Here is a 17,667-nt window from a genome sequence, read left to right as displayed (position 1 = left end):
TCACTTTTTCGAGAAGCCCGGACCAAAACAGGCAAAAAGCAAGACCTGACCATGCGAGTGCACTACTGCGAGTGCACCGCGAATGCATATCACCGCCAGCCACAAGCGAGCGAAGCCAGAGCGAGCGGCCTTCCTGAGCACACGGCCATTCAATACCCGCGCACGGCGTCGACAGACGCTGGAAGTTCGCCGGTGTCACGATAGCGGCGAATGTTGTCCGCCACGATCCGTGACGCTGTTTCCCGATCCGTCTGAGCCGAACAGTGCGGCAAGACGGTGACCCGGGGATGTCGCCACTGCCATTGATCTGTCGGTAGCGGTTCGCGCGCGAAGACATCCAAAACCGCATGTTCAAGCCGTCCGCTGTCCAGAACCGCGCGCAAATCCTCATCGACGATAATCGGTCCGCGGGCAAAGTTGATCAGTGAGGCCCCGGTTGGCAATCGCGCCAGGCGATCCGCGCTGAGCAAGCCTCGAGTTTCGAGGGTGAGCGGCAACAGGCAAATCAGGATGTCGGTCCTGGCGAGCATCCCCGCAAGCCCGGCGTCGCCAGCAAAGCATTCGACGCCGGGCAGAAATCTCTGCTGCCGACTCCAGCCGCAGACCGTGAAGCCGGCGGCCAGCAGGCGTTCGGCGCTGGCTGATCCCAGGGCGCCCAGGCCAAGCAGGCCCAGGGTTCGCTGTTGAGGCCGGATATAGGGGCGTGGCTGCCAGAGTTGTTGTGCTTGTTGCCGCGCATAGGCGGGCATTTCCCGGTGCAGGAAAAGGCTCCAGGCCAGGACGGCTTCGGCCATGGTCGCAGCCAGTTGCGGGTCAAGCAGGCGGACGATATGCAGCCGGGAGTTCTCCGGATCGGCAAGCAGGCGCTCGACCCCCGCCCAGACGCTATGCACCCAGCACAATCTTGGCAGCCGGCGCAGATCAGCCGGGTCAGGGTTGGCGACAATGGCCAGCCTTGCCTCGCTCCTGGCCTCTTCGTTCAAGTCCTTGAAGGTGACGATGCGTTCGTCCGGCATCGCAGCCCGCAACGCACCTACCCACTCCGCGGCTTCCGGTGACTCGTTGGCGGCAAGGAAAGGGATGGGTGCATTGGACATTCTTGCGGCATCGCTCCTGCGGGAAAACCAGCCTATCAAGCGGCAACGGCTACGCGGCCCTGTCGGGCTTGCTGAAAGCCCCGTCAGGCATGGTGAATGGAGAATAGTGAACGGAGAACACGGCTCCACACCAGCCCCCAGGTCATTGCGAGGAGGCGCAGCCGACGTGGCAATCCAGTTCCATGCCCTCACTATTTCCCGCCGCATTGACATAGTGGCAACGCGAAAAGCCAAACCGCCGGATTGCCACGTCGGCTGCGCCTCCTGGCAATGACGGGGGGCGGGAGAGGGTTGCCAAAAGTGTCATCAAGAAGGCAAAACTACAGTAGCGGCGCGATTACGATTCTTGCCCCGGCAGGCTTTGGTCTCGCGCGAATGACAGGGCCTGACGGTCGTGACATGTCGCGATACGCCAGATCATGAAAGTGATGACCGTCTTCCCTCTTTCCCAGCCCTTCTCCCGCAAGGGGCGAAGCGAGATTGGTGAGTCGCGCAGGCGACTTTCATATCAACGCAGCCTGCCATTCAGTTCATCGATCACCCCTGCCCAATCGGCATCCTCGATGATCTCCTCCTTCAGAAAGCTTCGCTGCGAATCCGTCCAGAATGAGGCACGGTAGAGAGCAATCTCATTCCCCAAGGGGCGGTGGCGGCTGATGAATTCTTCGATGGCAGCTGGATCGGCGGGAAGCCCGAGCTGTGCGAAGAGATTGCTCATGGTGTGCAGGTTAGCGTCCATCCGATACCTCCTGTTAGTGTGAAAGTCGCGCAAGCGACTCACGAAACTCCCTTCTCCCCTCGCGGGAGAAGGGCCGGGGAAGAGGGCGAAACGGTCATGACTTTCATGATCCGGGGTATCTCGACATGTCATGACCGTTAGTGTGTCGCCAGGGCTGAAAGCCAGCGAACAATGAGACGGGATCGGGACCAAACAGTTCCAATATTGCGCGCCAACCGGGCCGGCGGAAAGCTGAGCGTGCTGTCGTTGCGGCTGAAGCGGTTCGACTTGCAAGGCGCGTTCCCCTGCGCCCGATATGCACCGGCGGACGAGCGAGCGATTGCGCAGCTCATGGGGATCGGCGTAAACTCGCATTCCGCCGTTCCCACGGCACCACCAGTACCCGCGCATTCGCCTGAGCTGCCCCTGCACTCGGCTCGCTCCGTCCAGGCATGTTCAGCGGTGTCGGTTGCAAGATCAAGGCTCAGCATGCGACAACTTTCCCCCAGCGGCCAGCAGGCCATCGACAATATTGCCCAGCGCCATGGCTTCAGCGCCAACGCCGTGCACAGCATGCTCGAGTCGGTGATCAACGGCAACGGCAGCATGGCGCAATTCTCTCATCCCGAATTCTCCGGCTCCGGTCAATGGATGCGTGGCGGCATGATCATGGTCTCGGACATGTTCGACAACTATCTCAAAGGGCGCATTGGCGGGCTGTGCGACGAACTGTCGAACCTGGTCGCCAGCCAGCCGGACCTGATTCGCAGTGGCAGCTTCCAGTCGCAAAGCCAGGGCAACCAGGGCGGCTACAACGCGGGGCAAGCACAGTGCAATTTCGGCGGCGGGCAGCAACAGCAGAGCGGCGCGGGGCCAATTGGAGCGGTCAGCCTGTTCGTACCGCCCGCGCCCGGCAGCTCTGGCGAATGGTGGCCGGGCGAGCTGCGCAGCCCGAGCAGCACGGGTGCGCAGAACGGTGTTCGCTATGCCTACTTCGCGCAGGCGCGGCGCCTGGCCATCGATGTCGGCGGCACGGTCACCGTCTATGACACGCTCGACCACCAGATCGGCGGCTTCTCGCAGCAGCAATCGGTCGGTGGCACGCTGAGCTTCAGCAGCCAGTATGGGCTGATCGACGTCGCGAGCCTGCCGGTAGTCTTGCCGACCGAACAGCCGCCGGGATCGCCTTCCGCGCCGATACCATCGCTACCATCGATACCAACGACACCACTGACGCCACCTGCGGCGCCCGTTCATCAGGAGAGCAAGGCGTCGCAGGCAGCCATGCCAGCAATGGGTAAGGAACAGGATATCTTCGCGGTAATCGAGAAGCTTGCCGACCTCCGGGCCAAGGGGATCCTCAGCGACGAAGAGTTCTCGGCCAAGAAAACAGAATTGCTGAGCCGACTATGATCCCGCTCGTGCGCCCGGCGCTACTGGAGCCGCTGCGCGACAAGGCGGCTGAGCAGGCTTCATTCTTGACTGCGGCCCCTTGACGGCAGAGCCGCCTCAAGAGGGGAGCGGTTGCTTGGAATCAGCAGGCGGGCTGGCGTGTGCTGCGCGAGAAGATTCGAACGCCCCCTTGACCAGGCTCGGCGAGTGGGCAATCCCGTGGCTGCCGCCCATTGCCCGCCGGTCATCTCTGTAGAGCGGCTGGCTTCTACTTGTACCGAAATTTGCCAATCCGATCCGCTTGGACGGTTCATCCCCGCGCCTGCGGGGAAGCACTTGCGCCAGAAGCCAGCCGGAGCCGTTTCCCGGTAGGCGACGGTTTCGCCGAGAATCGCTTGCTGAAGCAGTTTGCCCGGCACATGTCGCTGCATGGTCCCGCTGCAAACCTGGGCTCCGACCATTTCCAGGCGGGGACGGCGGACGACCTCGGCGTGGACGAACTGCTGGCGGTACGTCTGGCCCAGACCTGCGGCCATGCGCCTGACAGACTGAGGGGTAGGGAGCAGTCTCAGATCGCCAATCGCTGGCCCATTGCCAAAGCCGCGGCCAAGTGCCTGCGCGGTGATCTGGCGACCGTCATCGAGGTCTATGGTATGGCACTGCCGCGCCAGGCCTTCCTGCCCATGCTCGAAGCGGGTATTGGCCTTGGCATGGTCAACCTGCTGTTGTCCACGGCAGTGTGCCTGTCCGAATGGGAGCGCACCGGCGGCATACCGAAGGAACAGACGCCGATGCCCTTGTTGGTGGACTGTTCGCACGGACTGGACAGCAAGCTGCGCAACGCCTCGGAAGCAGCAATGAGTGAATGCCAGGCCCGCTACGAGCGCCTGCCGGTGCTGATGATGCTGGCGCGCCTACTGGATGATCGAGTCAGCCACCATTCCAGGCTGAAGAATGAACTCCCGCCGCGGCAGCCCGATCCGACAGCCTGGTTCAATCTGCTTGGCGACATTTACCACGGACGGCATGAGCGGGCGGAGTCGATCAGGGAAAGACTCGACGAAGATTGCATCGGTCTGGCCACTAATCTGGAACAGACGGATGAGGCGCTGGAGGTGGCGCGGGCGCTGCGTAACGACCAGAACCATCCAGCCTTGCGCTTGGCGGAAGCTTTGGTTAAGTTGCACGGGCATCAACAACAGGGAGGCCAATTCATGAAGGCGTTGGATAGCAGCCTGATGCCCACCGCCCCAATGGCATTGCCTTCAAACGCCGCGTCTCACGCAGCGAAGCCGGCACCAGGAAGGCGGTAGACCTACGTTCGATTGTCCTCTCCAACGCGCTACTGGATTTTCTCGTCCATCGCCATCTGCGCAAGGACGGCGAAGGCAAATCCGCGCGGCCGCTCACCCTGCCCAGGTTCCTCGACATCCTGCGCGACCGCTACGGCCTCCATGTCGACCGCGAACCCCCGGGGATGTCCGTTCCCCAGGACCTGCTACGAGCCAACAAGCAGTGGCTGGAAAGGCGACTGCGCGACCTTGGGCTGCTGGTCGGGGTGAACGACGCGGAGTCGATGAAGCAATTGCGCGCACGGTTTGATGTAGCATGAACGGCTTCAATCGTATCGAAAACGGCTACAACCATGCTCAGCTCACTTCTCTTCGGCGAATACCGCCAGAAAGTGCTCGCCCGCTTGCTCCTGCACCCGGAACAGCGTTACCACGTGCGCGAAATCGCCCGCCTGACCGGCACCAGTGCCGGTACCTTGCACAAGGAACTCACACGCCTCGCCCAGGCAGGCGTGCTTACCCGGGAGGAGATTGGCAACCAGGTGCGCTACGGCGCCGATCGGCAGTGCCCCATCTATGCGGAACTGGCCGGCATCCTGCGCAAGACGGCCGGACTCGCCGATGTGTTGAAGGCAGCCTTGTCCCCCTTGAGCGAAAAGCTTGCCCTGGCACTGGTGTTTGGTTCCGTGGCGCGTGGAGACGAAGGACCGGGCAGCGATGTTGATGTCTTGTTGGTAGGCGAAATTGGCTTCGCCGAGGCGGTACGAGCGCTGCATGAAGCCCAATCCAGTATCGGCCGGGAGATCAACCCGGTGGTTCTGTCGCCCGTTGAGTTTCAGAACAAGCTGAAGGGCGGCGACACCTTTCTTGCCGAGGTTCTGGGCGGGAAGAAGATATTTCTGATTGGAAACGAGGATGAGTCTGGAAAACTTGCTGGCAATCCAGCGTCTGGTTCGGCATGAGGCCGGGCACGCCGCCGTTCTCAAGTTACTGGCGGCGGCGGGACGCAATCTCGCCGACGCCAGGGTTGCGGCGATCAGCGCCGAGAACCGCGTCGATGCTGCCTACAAAACCATCCTGCAATGCGCGATGGCCGCCCTCGCGGCCAAAGGTTACCGCACCTCGACCAGACCCAGCCAGGCCACCACCAGACCGCCATTCAGACGCTCCCGCTGACCTTGGCCGTGGACCGCGCCACGGTGATCGTTCTCGACGCACTGCGCAAACAACGCAATCTGACCGACTACACCGGCGACGGCGTGAACGACGCGCTACTGACGGAATGTCTTGCGCAAGCAGAGGCCTTGTTGCGCCACGCCCGTACCACCTTCGGAGATTGACATGCCCCTGATCGAAAACGCTGCGCCAACGCTGGCGCTTGCCTTGAGCGAGCTGTTGGGGTACGCATTGCCCGGCAGCATGGCGTTCATTGGCTGCCTGCCCGGCGACGTGGCGCGAGAACTGGCGGCAGACGAACGCTTCGCGGTCCAAGGCTGGTAGATCGCCTTGGTCAGCCATGCTACGGACGCGGCCACTCGCCTTGACTCCGGACCGACGTTTCGAGGCCGCGCCAGTGCCGCGTTGGCGATCGTCCATCCCACCCACGCCGGAAGGCGAGAAGCATCCGGTGGCACGCGGATTTTCCGAGCGGCTGGTCAAGGCGCATTCGGCCTTGCTGCGCTGTGTTGCCAAACGCGTGGGCGCAGGTGCTAACGACTGGCCGGTGTTGATCACGGAAGTATCGCCCGAGCGCAGCGAAATGCTGGCGGCCCTGCACCGCCTGTGCGATTGGGTGGTGACAGTGGACCGGCATGCCGGCGTCGAGTATTTCGATTCCCCGCGCGACCTGCCGAGCCTGTACGAGGCGTATATGATCGACTGCGTGCCTGAGCGTGACGATTTGGGTTTCCTGCAGTTCATTACTTCCACCAGTTCGCTGGACGAGATTGTGCGCCTGCTGGACACCGCCCTGGGCGAAATGGGCTTGTCGGCAAGCCCTCGTAACTGCACCTTTCTGCTGGATGCGCTGAAAGCGCTCAGCGGCCGCCTCGCCTTGCGCCTGACACAGTCCGCCTCGGCGGCGCAGGAAATGGTGGCACTGGCGCTAACGCAAAACCACTGCGCGCTTGGTGGCGAAGAGAGTGCGCCCTGGTTTTCCCTCACGGAGGGCTTTTTCGTTCCTCTCGACGACGTACCGGTCTGGTTGTTTGGCCCGGCGCGTCTACCTGAAACGCAGCGTGGCGCAATGCCCTTGGGAGAGGGGATCAGTTTGCTTGAGGCGGCTACGCCGTTGACGGCGCAGGATGAAGCGAACGCCGTGGAGGAGTTCCCGCCGCCAGGCCTTCTCCCGACCGCGGGAGACAAATTGGTGGCGGGACCAAAAGCCGTCGAGTTGCTGCTCGGTCAGCGCGATGGGAGCGATGAGCCGGTGCGTTGGCAAGTGAGCATCCAGGGCAATCCACACTTGCTCATCGTCGGCCTGCCGGGCATGGGCAAGACCACCTGCCTGATCCAGATGTGCCGAGAATTGATGTAATCGGAGATCGTGCCGATCGTGTTCTCCTACCACGAGGATATTGATGTTGACGAGAAGCTCGGCGCCCTATGGGGCAATGCGCTGCACAGGGTGTGTATGCCGGGCTCGGCTTCAATCCGTTGCCCTGGCCAATACCCAACACGATTGAACACAGCCTCCAGCCTGCTTTCAGCCTTGGGACCGGCCTGCCAGACCAAGCCATCGTGCCTCGTGATCCAACTGTGGCGGTTTTTTTCTATGGCGCTGTGGTCTTCTGCCCGCCAACTCCCTCGCCGACAGCTGGCGATCGTCGCCAGCGATACAGCAGCCAGCCGTAAATACCGAGGTTGACGACGATCACCACCGCCGCCAGAACGAACTGAATGTCGCGGGTCAAGCCGACGGGATAGATGATCGGCAGCAGGTAGTGCTCGATGAAGCTGCCGGCGTAGCCGGCCTCGCCGGCAGCTTGCCGCCAGGCATTTTCCAGCGGCGTCAGCGGGCACATGCCAGCGCTGATTTCGATGAAAGCTCCCCAGCAGGCGGCCGGAAGATGGAGCACTGCGAGCCTTGGCCAGAGCAGCACCAGACTACCACCAAGAACGACGAAGACGATGAACAGCAGATGCGCGAAGACGACAGCGTCAGCCAGCAGGCGATAGCTCATGGGTTGGCGGCCAACTTCCCAAGCGCTCAGAAATTATCGGTGAAACCGCGGATCATCCGGCGCGCTTTCTTGGTCGGCCGACCACGCAGATCGCTGCCCGGGACCGGCGCCAGGCGCCGGGCCTCCTGCTGCGCCAAGCGGCGCGCGCGGCTGTCCTCGGTTTCCTCGTAGAGCCGCTGCGCTTCGACGGCCGGGCGGCGCTGCGCGTTGAGGCCACGCACGACGACGCTCCAGACGCTGTCGCCGACGGCGATTTCGAGGCTCTCGCCGACGTGCAGCTCGCGCGCGGCTTTTACAGCTTGCCCCGCGAGTCTGACGTGGCCGGCAGCAAGCGCCTGCGCCGCCAGCGAGCGCGTCTTGTAGAAGCGCGCCGCCCACAACCACTTGTCGATGCGCATCCGCGCCGCGGCGCTGAAATCTGCTGTTTCTGCCATGACGACTCCCTACTCCCCTACTCCCCTACTCTCGAGTGGGCCGCTTGCCGAGCTTGCGCTGCAGCGTGCGGCGGTGCATTTTCAGGGCGCGCGCGGTGGCCGAGACATTCCCCTGCTGCTCGGCCAGGACGCGCTGGATGTGCTCCCATTCAAGCCGATCCACTGACAGCGGCGAGCCGGACACCGCTGTCGCCGAATCGCCTGCGCTGCCCTTGTTGAGTGCCGCGACCACCTGATCGGCGTCACAGGGTTTGGCCAGGTAGTGAATGGCGCCAAGCTTGATCGCCTCGATGGCGGTGGCGATGCTGGCATAGCCGGTGAGCATCACCACGCGCGTGTTCGGATCCAGCTCGATCAATTTCTCGATCAGCACCAGGCCCGACGTCCCGGGCATTTTCAGATCGACGACGGCATATTCGGGCGGCTGCTCGAGGGCGCTGGCGAGGGCTTCATCGACCGTCGCCGCGACGCTCACTGCATAGCCGCGGCGGTTGAGGGCGCGCGCCAGGACGCGACGGAAGACATCGTCGTCGTCCACCAGCAGCAGGGTCGAACGCTCGTCGTCGGGGAGTTTCGGGAGTTTCTCGGTCATCACAGGCATCAGTTCAGTTCTCAGCTTTGCGCTTTCAGTCGGGCCAAAAGCAGGGTGACGCGGGTGCAGGCGCCGCTCTCTGGCGGCTCACGGTTGAAGAGCTCAACCTTGCCGCCGAGGCGCTCGAGCGTGGCGTTGCTCAGGAACAGGCCAATGCCGAGGCCGCCGGCACGCTCGCCGGCGTCGACCTTGGTGGTGAAAAAGGCCTCGCCCTGCCGCTGCCGCGCTTCGGCGTTGAGCCCGGGACCGGCGTCGAGGATCTCGATGCGACAGCGGTCGCCATCCCAGGACGCCGTAAAGCGTAGCACTTCCTGGCTGGCACCGTTGGCGTCGGCGGCGTTATCGAGCAGATTGAGCAGCGCTTGCTCCAGGGTGCGGTCAACGGCGATCAAGGGCGCTGGTTGCGCACCGTGCAGCGTCACGCTGAGCCGCGCGTGCGGACGAATCAGCTGCCAGTCGTCAAGCACGTGCTGCAGGTAGGCATCGAGCGCCAGCGAGCGCAGACTTTCCTCGCGCCCCTGACCGGAAGAGGCGAGAATCTGCGAAATCGTCTGCTTGCAGCGATCGACCTGTTCGCGCAGCAGCAAGAGGTCCTCGCGCAACTCGGTGTCGCCGCTGCCATGGTTGAGCTCAAGCTCGCGGATGACCACCGCCATCGTCGCCAGCGGCGTCCCCAGCTGGTGCGCCGCGCCAGCGGCGAGGGTGCCCAGCGAGAGAATCTGCTCGTCGCGCAGAACGGCTTCGCGGACCACGGCGAGTTCGCGTTCACGCTGCTTGAGCGCTGCCGCCATGCGCGTCAGGAAAAAGGCAACGACGCCGACGCTGATCACGAAGTTCAGCCACATGCCGAGAATGTGCAGGGCAAAGCCGCTGCTGTGGATGGCGTGTTCGCTGGCGCCGCCGGTGGCACGGGCGAGCAGCGCGTCGAACTGGGCGAGATCGCCTTGCGGTGGCGGCAGCGGCAGCTTCCAGAAGATCAGGAAAGTGTAGGCAGCCAGCGTCATCGCCGCCATGGACCAGGCGTAGCGGGTCGACAACATCGCTGCAGCCAGCGTGGGTGGCAGCAGGAACAGCGAAACAAAGGGATTGGCCGAACCCCCGGCAAAATAGAGCAGGACGCCAAGGGCAGCGACGTCGATCGCCAGATGGGCGAAGACTTCGCCTTCGCTGGCCGCAGCACCGCGGGCCAGGCGCCAGCGGGTGAGCAGATTGACCGCGGCGAGCAGGGCGATGACCGCCATCATCGGTGCGACGTCGAGGGGGATCTTCAGCCACGCCACCGCCAACAGCAACACCACGGCTTGCGTCAGCACTTCGATGCGCCGCAGCACGAGCACGCGCGCCAAAGGATTCGCGCTGCCGGACACGAAAGCCGGTGCCCGCTCTTGCTCCTCTCCTGGCTGCTCCTGAAAGGCTGGAAACATCGTTGTTGGCGGCGCTAGCGAGCGGTCGAAAGCAGCAATTTTACGCCTTGCCTCTTGTCCTTGCCGAGACTGCGGCGATCTGCCGCAGGGAGGTCACGGTCATCGCCGCTTGTCGCCAGCCTGCGCATACCTCCGCCGACGACAGCGAAAGCTGCGAAATAACCACGCCAGGGCATTTCGTTGCGAATGATTCTCATGTATATTGCAAGCCTGTGCACTCGGGCTCTTGTCGCTGGTGCACTGCACTGACAGCGACAACGCCCCGCAGAGGCCAGACCTGACTGTCTTTTTTGAACGCTGGCAAGCGTTCGCAGCGGTATCGATGCACTAGCCGGAAGGTGGCAGACGACATGAATGGCCCATTGGAATTGATTTCCCTTTTCGACCTTCCGCGGGGTCACGAAGGTACTGTAAGCAGCGGCGACCTGGCCACCGCTGGCGATGCTGCCGAGCGTGAGCTGGCGCTGCGGCTGTACGAAATCGGCTTTGTCGACGGTGAGCGGGTGCGCGTCGTCGCGCGCGGCTTCCCGGGAGGCGAGCCGATCGCGGTACGCGTCGGCAGCACGATTTTCGCCTTGCGTCGCTTCGAAGCCGAGCGCGTACTGGTCGCCCCACTGCGTAACGGGAGAGCGACGGCATGAGCAGCGCCAGTGAAGCCATGAGCCTGGTCCTGCTGGGCAACCCGAACTGCGGCAAGACGGCCCTCTTCAACCTGCTCACCGGCAGCCGGCAGAAGGTCGCCAACTATCCTGGCGTCACCGTAGACCGCAAGGAGGGGCTGCTGACGACGCCAGCCGGCCGACCGTTCCGTATCCTCGACCTGCCCGGCGCCTACAGCCTCAACGCCGTCAGTATCGACGAGGAGATCACGCGCGATGTAGTTCTCGGCACGCTCGCCGGCGAGCAACGCCCGGACATGATCGTCTGCGTCAGCGACGCCACCAACCTCAAGCTCAACCTGCGCCTGGTGCTGGAAGTCAAACGTCTGGGATTGCCAATGATGCTGGCGCTGAACATGACCGATCTGGCCAAGAAGCGCGGCATCACCATCGACGTCGCCGCCCTGCAACGCGAGCTCGGCATGCCGGTAGTCAATACCGTCGCCGTCAGACGCGGTGGCGCCAGCGAACTGCTGGCCCAGCTCGAAGCGAGCGTACCCATGACGCTGCCTCACACCGCCGCCGAGCTGCCGCCACCGGCCGCCTGGCTGGCCCCCGATGTCGCCGATGTCAGCGCCACGCAGCGCGAAGTGCGCCGCATTCTCGCCGCCAGCGTCCGCGAGCCGGCGATCGACACCCGCTTCGACGAACGCATTGATCGCGTCGTCCTGCACCCGGTGTGGGGACTGCTGATTCTGGCGGCCACGCTTTTCCTGATGTTCCAGGCGGTATTCAGCTGGGCCAGCCTGCCGATGGAGATGATCAGCGCCAGTGTCGACGCCTTTGGCGCATTCCTCAGCGCCCACATGCCGGAAAGCCTGCTGCGCAGCCTGCTCGTCGATGGCATCGTCGCCGGCGTCGGTGGCGTGCTGGTCTTCCTGCCGCAAATCCTGATTCTGTTCCTGTTCATTCTCGCGCTTGAGGATTCTGGCTACCTGCCGCGGGCGGCCTTCCTGCTCGACCGCCTGATGGGGACCGTCGGCCTGTCGGGGCGTTCGTTCATCCCGCTGCTCTCGAGTTTTGCCTGCGCCATTCCCGGGATCATGGCCGCGCGCACGATCAGCAACTGGCGCGACCGCCTGGCGACGATCATGATCGCCCCGCTGATGACCTGCTCGGCGCGCTTGCCGGTCTATGCGCTGATCATCGGCGCCTTCATTCCGCAGACAACGGTCGGCGTCTTCAACCTGCAGGGCCTGGTGTTGTTCGCTCTCTACGTCGCCGGCGTGGTCAGCGCCATGGCCGTCGCCGCGGTCCTCAAGATGACCGTCAGCAAGGGCCTGCAGCATCCACTGCTGCTCGAACTGCCTTCCTACCGCCTGCCGCACGGCCGCAATCTGCTGCTCGGTCTGCTCGAACGCGCGAAAATCTTCCTGCTCCGCGTCGGCAACATCATTCTCGCGCTGACCGTGCTGCTGTGGTTCCTGTCGACCTTTCCCGGCGCACCGGAAGGCGCTACCGGCCCGGCCATCCAGTACAGCTACGCCGGCATGCTGGGCCAGGCACTCGAAGTGATCTTCGCGCCGATCGGTTTCAACTGGCAGATCTCGATCGCCCTGGTCCCCGGCATGGCCGCGCGTGAAGTCGCCGTCGGCGCGCTGGGTACGGTTTACGCTCTCTCGGCAACGGGTGACGACGTGGCCGGGCAACTCGGCCCGCTGCTGGCAGCCGGCTGGTCGCTGCCAACAGCCTTCTCGCTGCTTGCCTGGTTCGTCTTCGCGCCGCAGTGCCTGGCCACGCTGGCCGCGGTCAAGCGCGAGACCAACTCCTGGCGCTACCCGCTACTGATGGCCGGCTATCTGTTCGCCCTGGCCTACCTCGCGTCGTTCATCACCTATCGGGTGGCGCTGCTCCTTACTGGAGCCGGCCATGCTTGAGGATCTGATCGTGTACGCTGCGGTCGCCTGCGCCGCTCTCTACGCCGGCTGGCGCCTGCTACCGGCAGGCGCCCGTTTCTCGCTTGCCGAGCACACGGCCACCATGGCGCTAAGTCTGGGCTTTGCGAAAGCCGATCCCGAGGCGGTAGCGCTACGCCAACGACGCGCCGCGGCGCGCTCAAAAAGCGCTTGTGGCGGCTGCAGCGGCTGCGCCGGCAAACAAGGAGCGCAGCCCGTGCGCTTCATCAACAAGGGGAATTTGTAGCGTGTTCCTTCGCCACCATTCCCGCAACACAGCCCTACACTAGTCGCGCAGGGATACCGACTCCCCGGCCTGCTCCGAAAGCAGCCTCGAGAGGGCGGTCATCAGGTCCTCGCCGCCGCGGGTATCCTGCCAGCAACTACCGTCCCAGCGGTAGTGAAAACCGCCGGACCGGGCGGCCACCCAGACTTCCTTGGCCGCGTCATGGCGGTTGACGATGATCTTGCCGCCATCGGAAAACTCGATTTCGAGCAAGTTGTCGCCGACCCTTTCAAAGTCCAGATCGGCGCCGCTACGCTCCAGTCCGGCCTCGATCTCCTGCAGCGCTGCGTCGGCAAGCGCGTTGAATTCGCTATCATTCATCCTGTGCTAACATTTCCCGTTTTGGCGATTCGACCTATGCGGCAATATCTCGCGCTGGCTTTGCTGGCAACCCTCGCGCTCGCCGGCTGCGGCAGCAAAGGCGGACTGACGCTGCCCCCGAAAGCGGTGCCCACGACACCGTCGCCAAGCCCGGCAACGGCTGCGAGCGATTCTAGCACGGTGCCCGCGAGCGCCGAGAAAGCGACCAAATGAAGCGCGACGCGATAACCCCGCTGACCCCACTGCCCCCATTCCACAGCAGCAAGGGCGTGTTGCACGCCGAGTCGGTCGCGCTGAGCGACATCGCGAGCGAGTTCGGCACACCGTGCTGGGTCTACTCGCGCCAGGCACTGGAGAACGCACTCGACGAGTTCCAGCACGAACTGGCCGGGCTTGACGCCCTCGTCTGCTACGCCGTCAAAGCCAACTCCAACCTCGCCGTGCTCGACGTCCTGGCCCGCCGCGGCGCCGGCTTCGACATCGTCTCGGCCGGCGAACTGAAGCGCGTCCTGGCCGCTGGCGCCGATCCGCAGCGCATTGTTTTCTCCGGGGTCGGCAAGACCGCCGCCGAAATGGAACTGGCGCTGAACACCGGCATCCTGTGCTTCAACGTCGAATCCGCGCCCGAACTCGAACGCCTGAACGCCGTCGCCGACAGGCTCGGCAAGACCGCGCCGATCAGCCTGCGCGTCAATCCCGACGTCGACGCCGGTACGCACCCCTACATCTCGACCGGCCTCAAGGAAAACAAATTCGGCGTCGCCTACGACGAAGCACGTGCCCTCTACCGACAGGCTGCCGCACTGGCGCACCTCGAAGTCAGCGGCATCGACTGCCATATCGGTTCGCAACTGCTCGATGCCGCGCCATTTGCCGAAGCCCTCGACAAGCTGCTGGTACTGGTCGATCAGTTGGCCAGCGACGGCATCGTGCTGCAGCACATCGACCTCGGCGGCGGTCTCGGCATCCGTTACAGCGACGCTGATGTACCAACCAGCGTGCACGCCTACCTGCAACCGCTGCTCGAAAAGCTCAAGGGGCGACCCCTGCGCATCCTGCTCGAACCCGGTCGCCGCCTGGTTGGCAATGCCGGCGTGCTGCTCACCCGCGTCGAGTATCTGAAGCCCGGCGAAGTCAAGAATTTTGCGATCGTCGACGCGGCGATGAACGACCTCTCCCGACCGGCCTTGTACGGCTCGTGGCACGACATCGTTCCCGTGGCAGTACGTTCAGGCGACACGGCAAAATGGGAGATCGTCGGCCCGATCTGCGAATCCGGCGACTTTCTCGGTCACGGCCGCGAACTGAAACTGGCCGAAGGCGACCTGCTGGCGATCCTCTCCGCCGGTGCCTACGGGATGGCCATGAGTTCGAACTACAACACCCGCCCGCGCGCTGCCGAAGTGATGGTCGATGGCCAGCATGCGCATCTCGTTCGCCGCCGCGAAAGCGCCGAGGAACTCTACGCGCTGGAGCAGCGCCTGCCCTGACGAAAACGGCCGCCTTGCGGCGGCCGTGTGGACTGGCGACTTGCCCGAGCCAGTGACTCGGCGCTACTTGACGACCAGCAGGCTGTCGTCCCACTTGGCGTGCTTCTCGAAGCCGAGCAGGTTGGCAATCGTCGCCGCAATGTTGGAGAGGCCGGCAGTCTCGCTCGCCTGCAGGCCAAGCTTGCCGCCGGAAACATTGTCGTAGAGGATGAACGGCACCGGATTGAGCGTGTGCGCCGTCTTCGCCTTGAACGAACCATCGGCATTCTTCGCCGGCTGCTTGCTCTTCTTGTCGATCTCGTACATCTCGTCAGCATTGCCGTGGTCGGCAGTAATCAAGGCCACGCCGCCGAGCGCATCGATCACTGGCAGGATGCGCGCCAGTTCCAGGTCAACCGCCTCGATGGCCATCGTCGCGGCGCGGAAACTGCCGGTGTGGCCGACCATGTCGCCATTCGCGAAGTTGCAACGTAGCGTCTTGTACTGGCCACTCTTCAGGGCGGCGATCATCGCGTCGGCAATTTCAGCGGCCTTCATCCACGGCCGCTGCTCGAAGGGCACCACATCGCTGGGCACCTCCTGGTAGGTTTCCCCGTCGAACTTGTTCGAGCGATTGCCATTCCAGAAATAGGTCACATGGCCAAACTTCTGCGTTTCCGAGCAGGCGAACTGGGTGATACCGGCCTTGGCAAACCATTCGCCCATGGTGTCGAGAATGGCCGGCGGATCGACCAGGAAGCGATTCGGCAACTTGAGATCGCCGTCGTACTGAAGCATCCCGGCGTAAGTCACGCGGGGCACGCGGACGCGATCGAACTTGTCGAAATCGGCGTCTTCGAAAGCGCGCGTGATCTCGATCGAGCGGTCGCCGCGGAAGTTGAAGAAGACCACCGCGTCGCCATCATTGATCGTTCCAACCGCAACGCCGGCGCTGCCGATGACGAATGCCGGCAGATCCTGGTCGATGGTGCCGGGGAATTCCACCCGCAGGGCCTCGATCGCGGCAGCCGCACTGTCATATTGCGGGCCTTCACCGAGGACGTGCGTGTGCCAGCCCTTGTCGACCATGTTCCAGTTCGCCTCGTAGCGATCCATGGTGATGTTCATGCGCCCGCCACCCGAGGCGATGCGGGCGTCGAAGCGGTCATCGTTGATCTCGCCCAGGAAAGCTTCGAAGGGCAGTACATAATCAAGCGCGCTGGTCTCGGGAACGTCACGACCGTCGAGCAGGATGTGAATTCGCACCGCTTTGACGCCCTCTTCCTTGGCGCGGACGATCATCGCCCGCAGGTGGTCGACGTGGCTGTGCACATTGCCGTCGGAAAAAAGGCCGAGGAAGTGCAGCACGCCGCGCCCGCCCTTGACGCTGGCGACAACTTCCTGCCACGCCGCGCCTTGCCAGATCGAGCCGGCGGCAATGGCGTCGGCGACCAAGGAGGCGCCCTGGCTGTAGACCTGGCCGGCGCCGATGGCGTTGTGGCCGACTTCAGAGTTACCCATGTCGTCGTCGGAAGGCATGCCGACCGCAACGCCGTGTGCGCGCAGGGCGATATTCGGATACTTGGCAAAAAGACGATCCAGGGTCGGCTTTGTGGCGGCGGCGATGGCACTGCCGACGTCGGATTTGGCGATCCCGTAGCCGTCCATGACGATGGTTACGATAGGTCCCTGAATGCCAGGGAAAGAAGCAGATTTCTGCAGCATGATGGTGGATTCCTGGGGAGTGGAGAGGTCAGAAGCCAGGTCGCAGGAATCGGGACAAGCGACAAACCCGCGACGTCAGCGCCAGTATACCCCCAAGCCCTGCCGACCGGGATCGACGAGGAGTCGTCGTCGCAACGAGCGCTGACTGGGCCTCTCCCGCCTCCGCCAAGCATGCGCGGCGCGCCGTGGCAGGAGCACGCCGCCGCCCACAGGACAGCAGCGCCGCCAGCACCTACGCGGACGGCCGCAGCCTGATTCGGGTACGCACGCGCTTGAGCTTGATGCGCGCGCGAGTACGGAGGTGCTTTACCTTGGGCTGTGCGCTCGATTTGAGCCGCAGCAAACGCCGGCGTTTGCGCGGGGTGGCAAGCACCAGCGCGATCTTGCCGATCAGCGCCATAAAAACCAGGACCCAGAACAAGGGATACTGAACGACGCGTACGCCGAGCACAAGCAGATCACGCAGCAGATTGGAAGAGCTGGGCAGCGCTCCCTGCTCGGCGTCGCGGACCGCATCAAGCGCCGCGATCCGCCGCCCAAGCTGGGCACTCCTGTCCTGGTTGAACGCCAACACCGTATCGCCATACCCCAGCGACACCTGCCCGCTGCCAGTGCTGACGTGAAAGCCTTCCACGCCAGCCATGGAAAAAGTGACCCGACCGTCCTCGTCGACACGCGCGTCGAGGGCTTCGCTGAGCACTTCGGCAAGCCCTTCCTCCATTCTCAAAACCGCCGCAGCGATCTCGTCTCCCAGGATGGGGGTAAACGGGTCGAGCGGCTCCGTAGGCACAACCACCGCTGCGGCGGAAGCTCCCCGCTGCCGTCTGGCAGTGACGTTGACCACCGCGCGCAGCGCCCGGCCGAGGGGGTCAGCTTGCGCAGGCTTGGCAAAGTCCACGTCCTGGCGCGCATCCGGCGAAGGGTCGACGAACAAGGGGACGGGAGCCGCGCGGTCGACGCCGGGCAAGGACCCGGTCGACCAGGTGCCAGCGCTCACGGCCGCGGGCAACTCGGCAAACGCGTCGCGACTGACAGCGCCGTGCGCTGCCCGATCATAGTCGTCAAGTGGATATGCTGCGACCTGAGTTGCAACAAGGACCGCGGCGAAAAGGCCGAAGACCCCATGCGGTCGCTTGAAAGCTGCCATCATGCCCAGGATCCGAAACATTAGAAACAACCCA

Annotated in this window: 20 protein-coding genes and 1 pseudogene; 12 read left to right on the top strand and 9 right to left on the bottom strand. The window is 63.8% G+C overall.

Annotated elements, in window-relative coordinates:
• Positions 1-149 precede the first annotated feature (149 nt).
• Positions 150-1,097 (bottom strand): glyoxylate/hydroxypyruvate reductase A, encoded by a 948-nt coding sequence (locus QZ648_RS11160; RefSeq protein ID WP_291997060.1) that lies wholly within the window; start codon positions 1,095-1,097, stop codon positions 150-152.
• Positions 1,098-1,605: 508 nt separating this feature from the next.
• A complete protein-coding gene (locus QZ648_RS11155) occupies positions 1,606-1,836 on the bottom strand; it encodes a DUF2789 domain-containing protein (RefSeq protein ID WP_169066750.1) in 231 nt (76 codons plus the stop codon).
• 468 nt (positions 1,837-2,304) lie between these two features.
• Here QZ648_RS11155 and QZ648_RS11150 point away from each other — a divergent pair, with 468 nt between their 5' ends.
• The 7 genes and pseudogenes from QZ648_RS11150 (at position 2,305) to QZ648_RS11120 (ending at position 7,035) form a co-directional block, all read left to right on the top strand.
• The gene (locus tag QZ648_RS11150) at positions 2,305-3,228 is read left to right on the top strand and encodes an SHOCT domain-containing protein (protein ID WP_169066751.1); all 924 of its coding nucleotides are present in this window, start codon (positions 2,305-2,307) and stop codon (positions 3,226-3,228) included.
• A gap of 470 nt (positions 3,229-3,698) precedes the next feature.
• A complete protein-coding gene (locus QZ648_RS11145) occupies positions 3,699-4,520 on the top strand; it encodes a hypothetical protein (protein WP_291997059.1) in 822 nt (273 codons plus the stop codon).
• A gap of 164 nt (positions 4,521-4,684) precedes the next feature.
• The gene (locus tag QZ648_RS11140) at positions 4,685-4,819 is read left to right on the top strand and encodes a hypothetical protein (protein WP_291997058.1); all 135 of its coding nucleotides are present in this window, start codon (positions 4,685-4,687) and stop codon (positions 4,817-4,819) included.
• A 33-nt stretch (positions 4,820-4,852) separates the two neighbouring features.
• Positions 4,853-5,461, top strand: coding sequence for a nucleotidyltransferase domain-containing protein (locus tag QZ648_RS11135; RefSeq protein WP_291997057.1), 609 nt, complete (start codon positions 4,853-4,855; stop codon positions 5,459-5,461).
• Positions 5,415-5,839: pseudogene (locus QZ648_RS11130) on the top strand (DNA-binding protein). Before QZ648_RS11135 ends, QZ648_RS11130 begins: the two are co-directional and overlap by 47 nt.
• Before the next feature lies 1 nt (position 5,840).
• Entirely contained in the window at positions 5,841-5,999 is a 159-nt protein-coding gene (locus QZ648_RS11125; protein WP_291997056.1) for a hypothetical protein, read from the top strand.
• A gap of 127 nt (positions 6,000-6,126) precedes the next feature.
• Complete coding sequence (locus tag QZ648_RS11120; protein ID WP_291997055.1) at positions 6,127-7,035, top strand: hypothetical protein; 909 nt, start codon at positions 6,127-6,129, stop codon at positions 7,033-7,035.
• Positions 7,036-7,270: 235 nt separating this feature from the next.
• Here QZ648_RS11120 and QZ648_RS11115 read toward each other — a convergent pair whose 3' ends face one another.
• From QZ648_RS11115 to QZ648_RS11100, 4 genes are read right to left on the bottom strand one after another with little or no spacing between them, the layout of a single operon-like run.
• Positions 7,271-7,681, bottom strand: a complete 411-nt coding sequence (locus QZ648_RS11115) for a DUF2784 domain-containing protein (protein ID WP_291997054.1) — start codon at positions 7,679-7,681, stop codon at positions 7,271-7,273.
• Positions 7,682-7,707: 26 nt separating this feature from the next.
• On the bottom strand, positions 7,708-8,115 hold the full coding sequence (locus QZ648_RS11110; protein ID WP_169066761.1) for an RNA-binding S4 domain-containing protein: 408 nt from the start codon (positions 8,113-8,115) through the stop codon (positions 7,708-7,710).
• 25 nt (positions 8,116-8,140) lie between these two features.
• Positions 8,141-8,707, bottom strand: coding sequence for a response regulator transcription factor (locus QZ648_RS11105; protein WP_169066762.1), 567 nt, complete (start codon positions 8,705-8,707; stop codon positions 8,141-8,143).
• A gap of 20 nt (positions 8,708-8,727) precedes the next feature.
• Positions 8,728-10,131, bottom strand: coding sequence for an ATP-binding protein (locus QZ648_RS11100; RefSeq protein WP_291997053.1), 1,404 nt, complete (start codon positions 10,129-10,131; stop codon positions 8,728-8,730).
• 350 nt (positions 10,132-10,481) lie between these two features.
• Between QZ648_RS11100 and QZ648_RS11095 the strand changes: the two genes are divergently transcribed.
• From QZ648_RS11095 to QZ648_RS11085, 3 genes are read left to right on the top strand one after another with little or no spacing between them, the layout of a single operon-like run.
• The gene (locus QZ648_RS11095) at positions 10,482-10,772 is read left to right on the top strand and encodes a FeoA family protein (RefSeq protein WP_169066764.1); all 291 of its coding nucleotides are present in this window, start codon (positions 10,482-10,484) and stop codon (positions 10,770-10,772) included.
• Positions 10,769-12,667: a ferrous iron transporter B gene (locus QZ648_RS11090; RefSeq protein WP_169066765.1), complete on the top strand. Its 1,899-nt coding sequence runs from the start codon at positions 10,769-10,771 to the stop codon at positions 12,665-12,667. Before QZ648_RS11095 ends, QZ648_RS11090 begins: the two co-directional genes overlap by 4 nt.
• Positions 12,660-12,932 carry a DUF6587 family protein gene (locus QZ648_RS11085; RefSeq protein WP_169066766.1) on the top strand — a complete coding sequence of 91 codons (273 nt, stop codon included), beginning with the start codon at positions 12,660-12,662 and terminating at the stop codon, positions 12,930-12,932. Before QZ648_RS11090 ends, QZ648_RS11085 begins: the two co-directional genes overlap by 8 nt.
• Positions 12,933-12,971: 39 nt before the next feature.
• Here the strand turns inward: QZ648_RS11085 and cyaY are convergent, their stop codons facing one another.
• Positions 12,972-13,292: an iron donor protein CyaY gene (gene cyaY, locus QZ648_RS11080; protein ID WP_291997052.1), complete on the bottom strand. Its 321-nt coding sequence runs from the start codon at positions 13,290-13,292 to the stop codon at positions 12,972-12,974.
• A gap of 36 nt (positions 13,293-13,328) precedes the next feature.
• On the opposite strand from cyaY, the gene QZ648_RS24945 reads away from it, so the two are divergent.
• Positions 13,329-13,505: a lipoprotein gene (locus tag QZ648_RS24945; RefSeq protein WP_248595392.1), complete on the top strand. Its 177-nt coding sequence runs from the start codon at positions 13,329-13,331 to the stop codon at positions 13,503-13,505.
• On the top strand, positions 13,502-14,782 hold the full coding sequence (gene lysA / locus QZ648_RS11075) for a diaminopimelate decarboxylase (protein WP_169066768.1): 1,281 nt from the start codon (positions 13,502-13,504) through the stop codon (positions 14,780-14,782). The genes QZ648_RS24945 and lysA overlap by 4 nt, the downstream gene beginning before the upstream one ends.
• Before the next feature lie 63 nt (positions 14,783-14,845).
• Here the strand turns inward: lysA and gpmI are convergent, their stop codons facing one another.
• Entirely contained in the window at positions 14,846-16,486 is a 1,641-nt protein-coding gene (gpmI, locus tag QZ648_RS11070) for a 2,3-bisphosphoglycerate-independent phosphoglycerate mutase (RefSeq protein ID WP_291997051.1), read from the bottom strand.
• A gap of 232 nt (positions 16,487-16,718) precedes the next feature.
• Entirely contained in the window at positions 16,719-17,636 is a 918-nt protein-coding gene (locus QZ648_RS11065; RefSeq protein WP_291997050.1) for a hypothetical protein, read from the bottom strand.
• Positions 17,637-17,667 lie beyond the last annotated feature (31 nt).

It is taken from the genome of Candidatus Accumulibacter sp. ACC012 (genome assembly GCF_907163155.1).
In the GTDB taxonomy this organism is placed as follows: Bacteria; Pseudomonadota; Gammaproteobacteria; order Burkholderiales; family Rhodocyclaceae; genus Accumulibacter; species Accumulibacter delftensis.
Note: the sequence above shows the minus strand (reverse complement) of the source record. Positions and strands in the feature narration are given on the sequence as shown.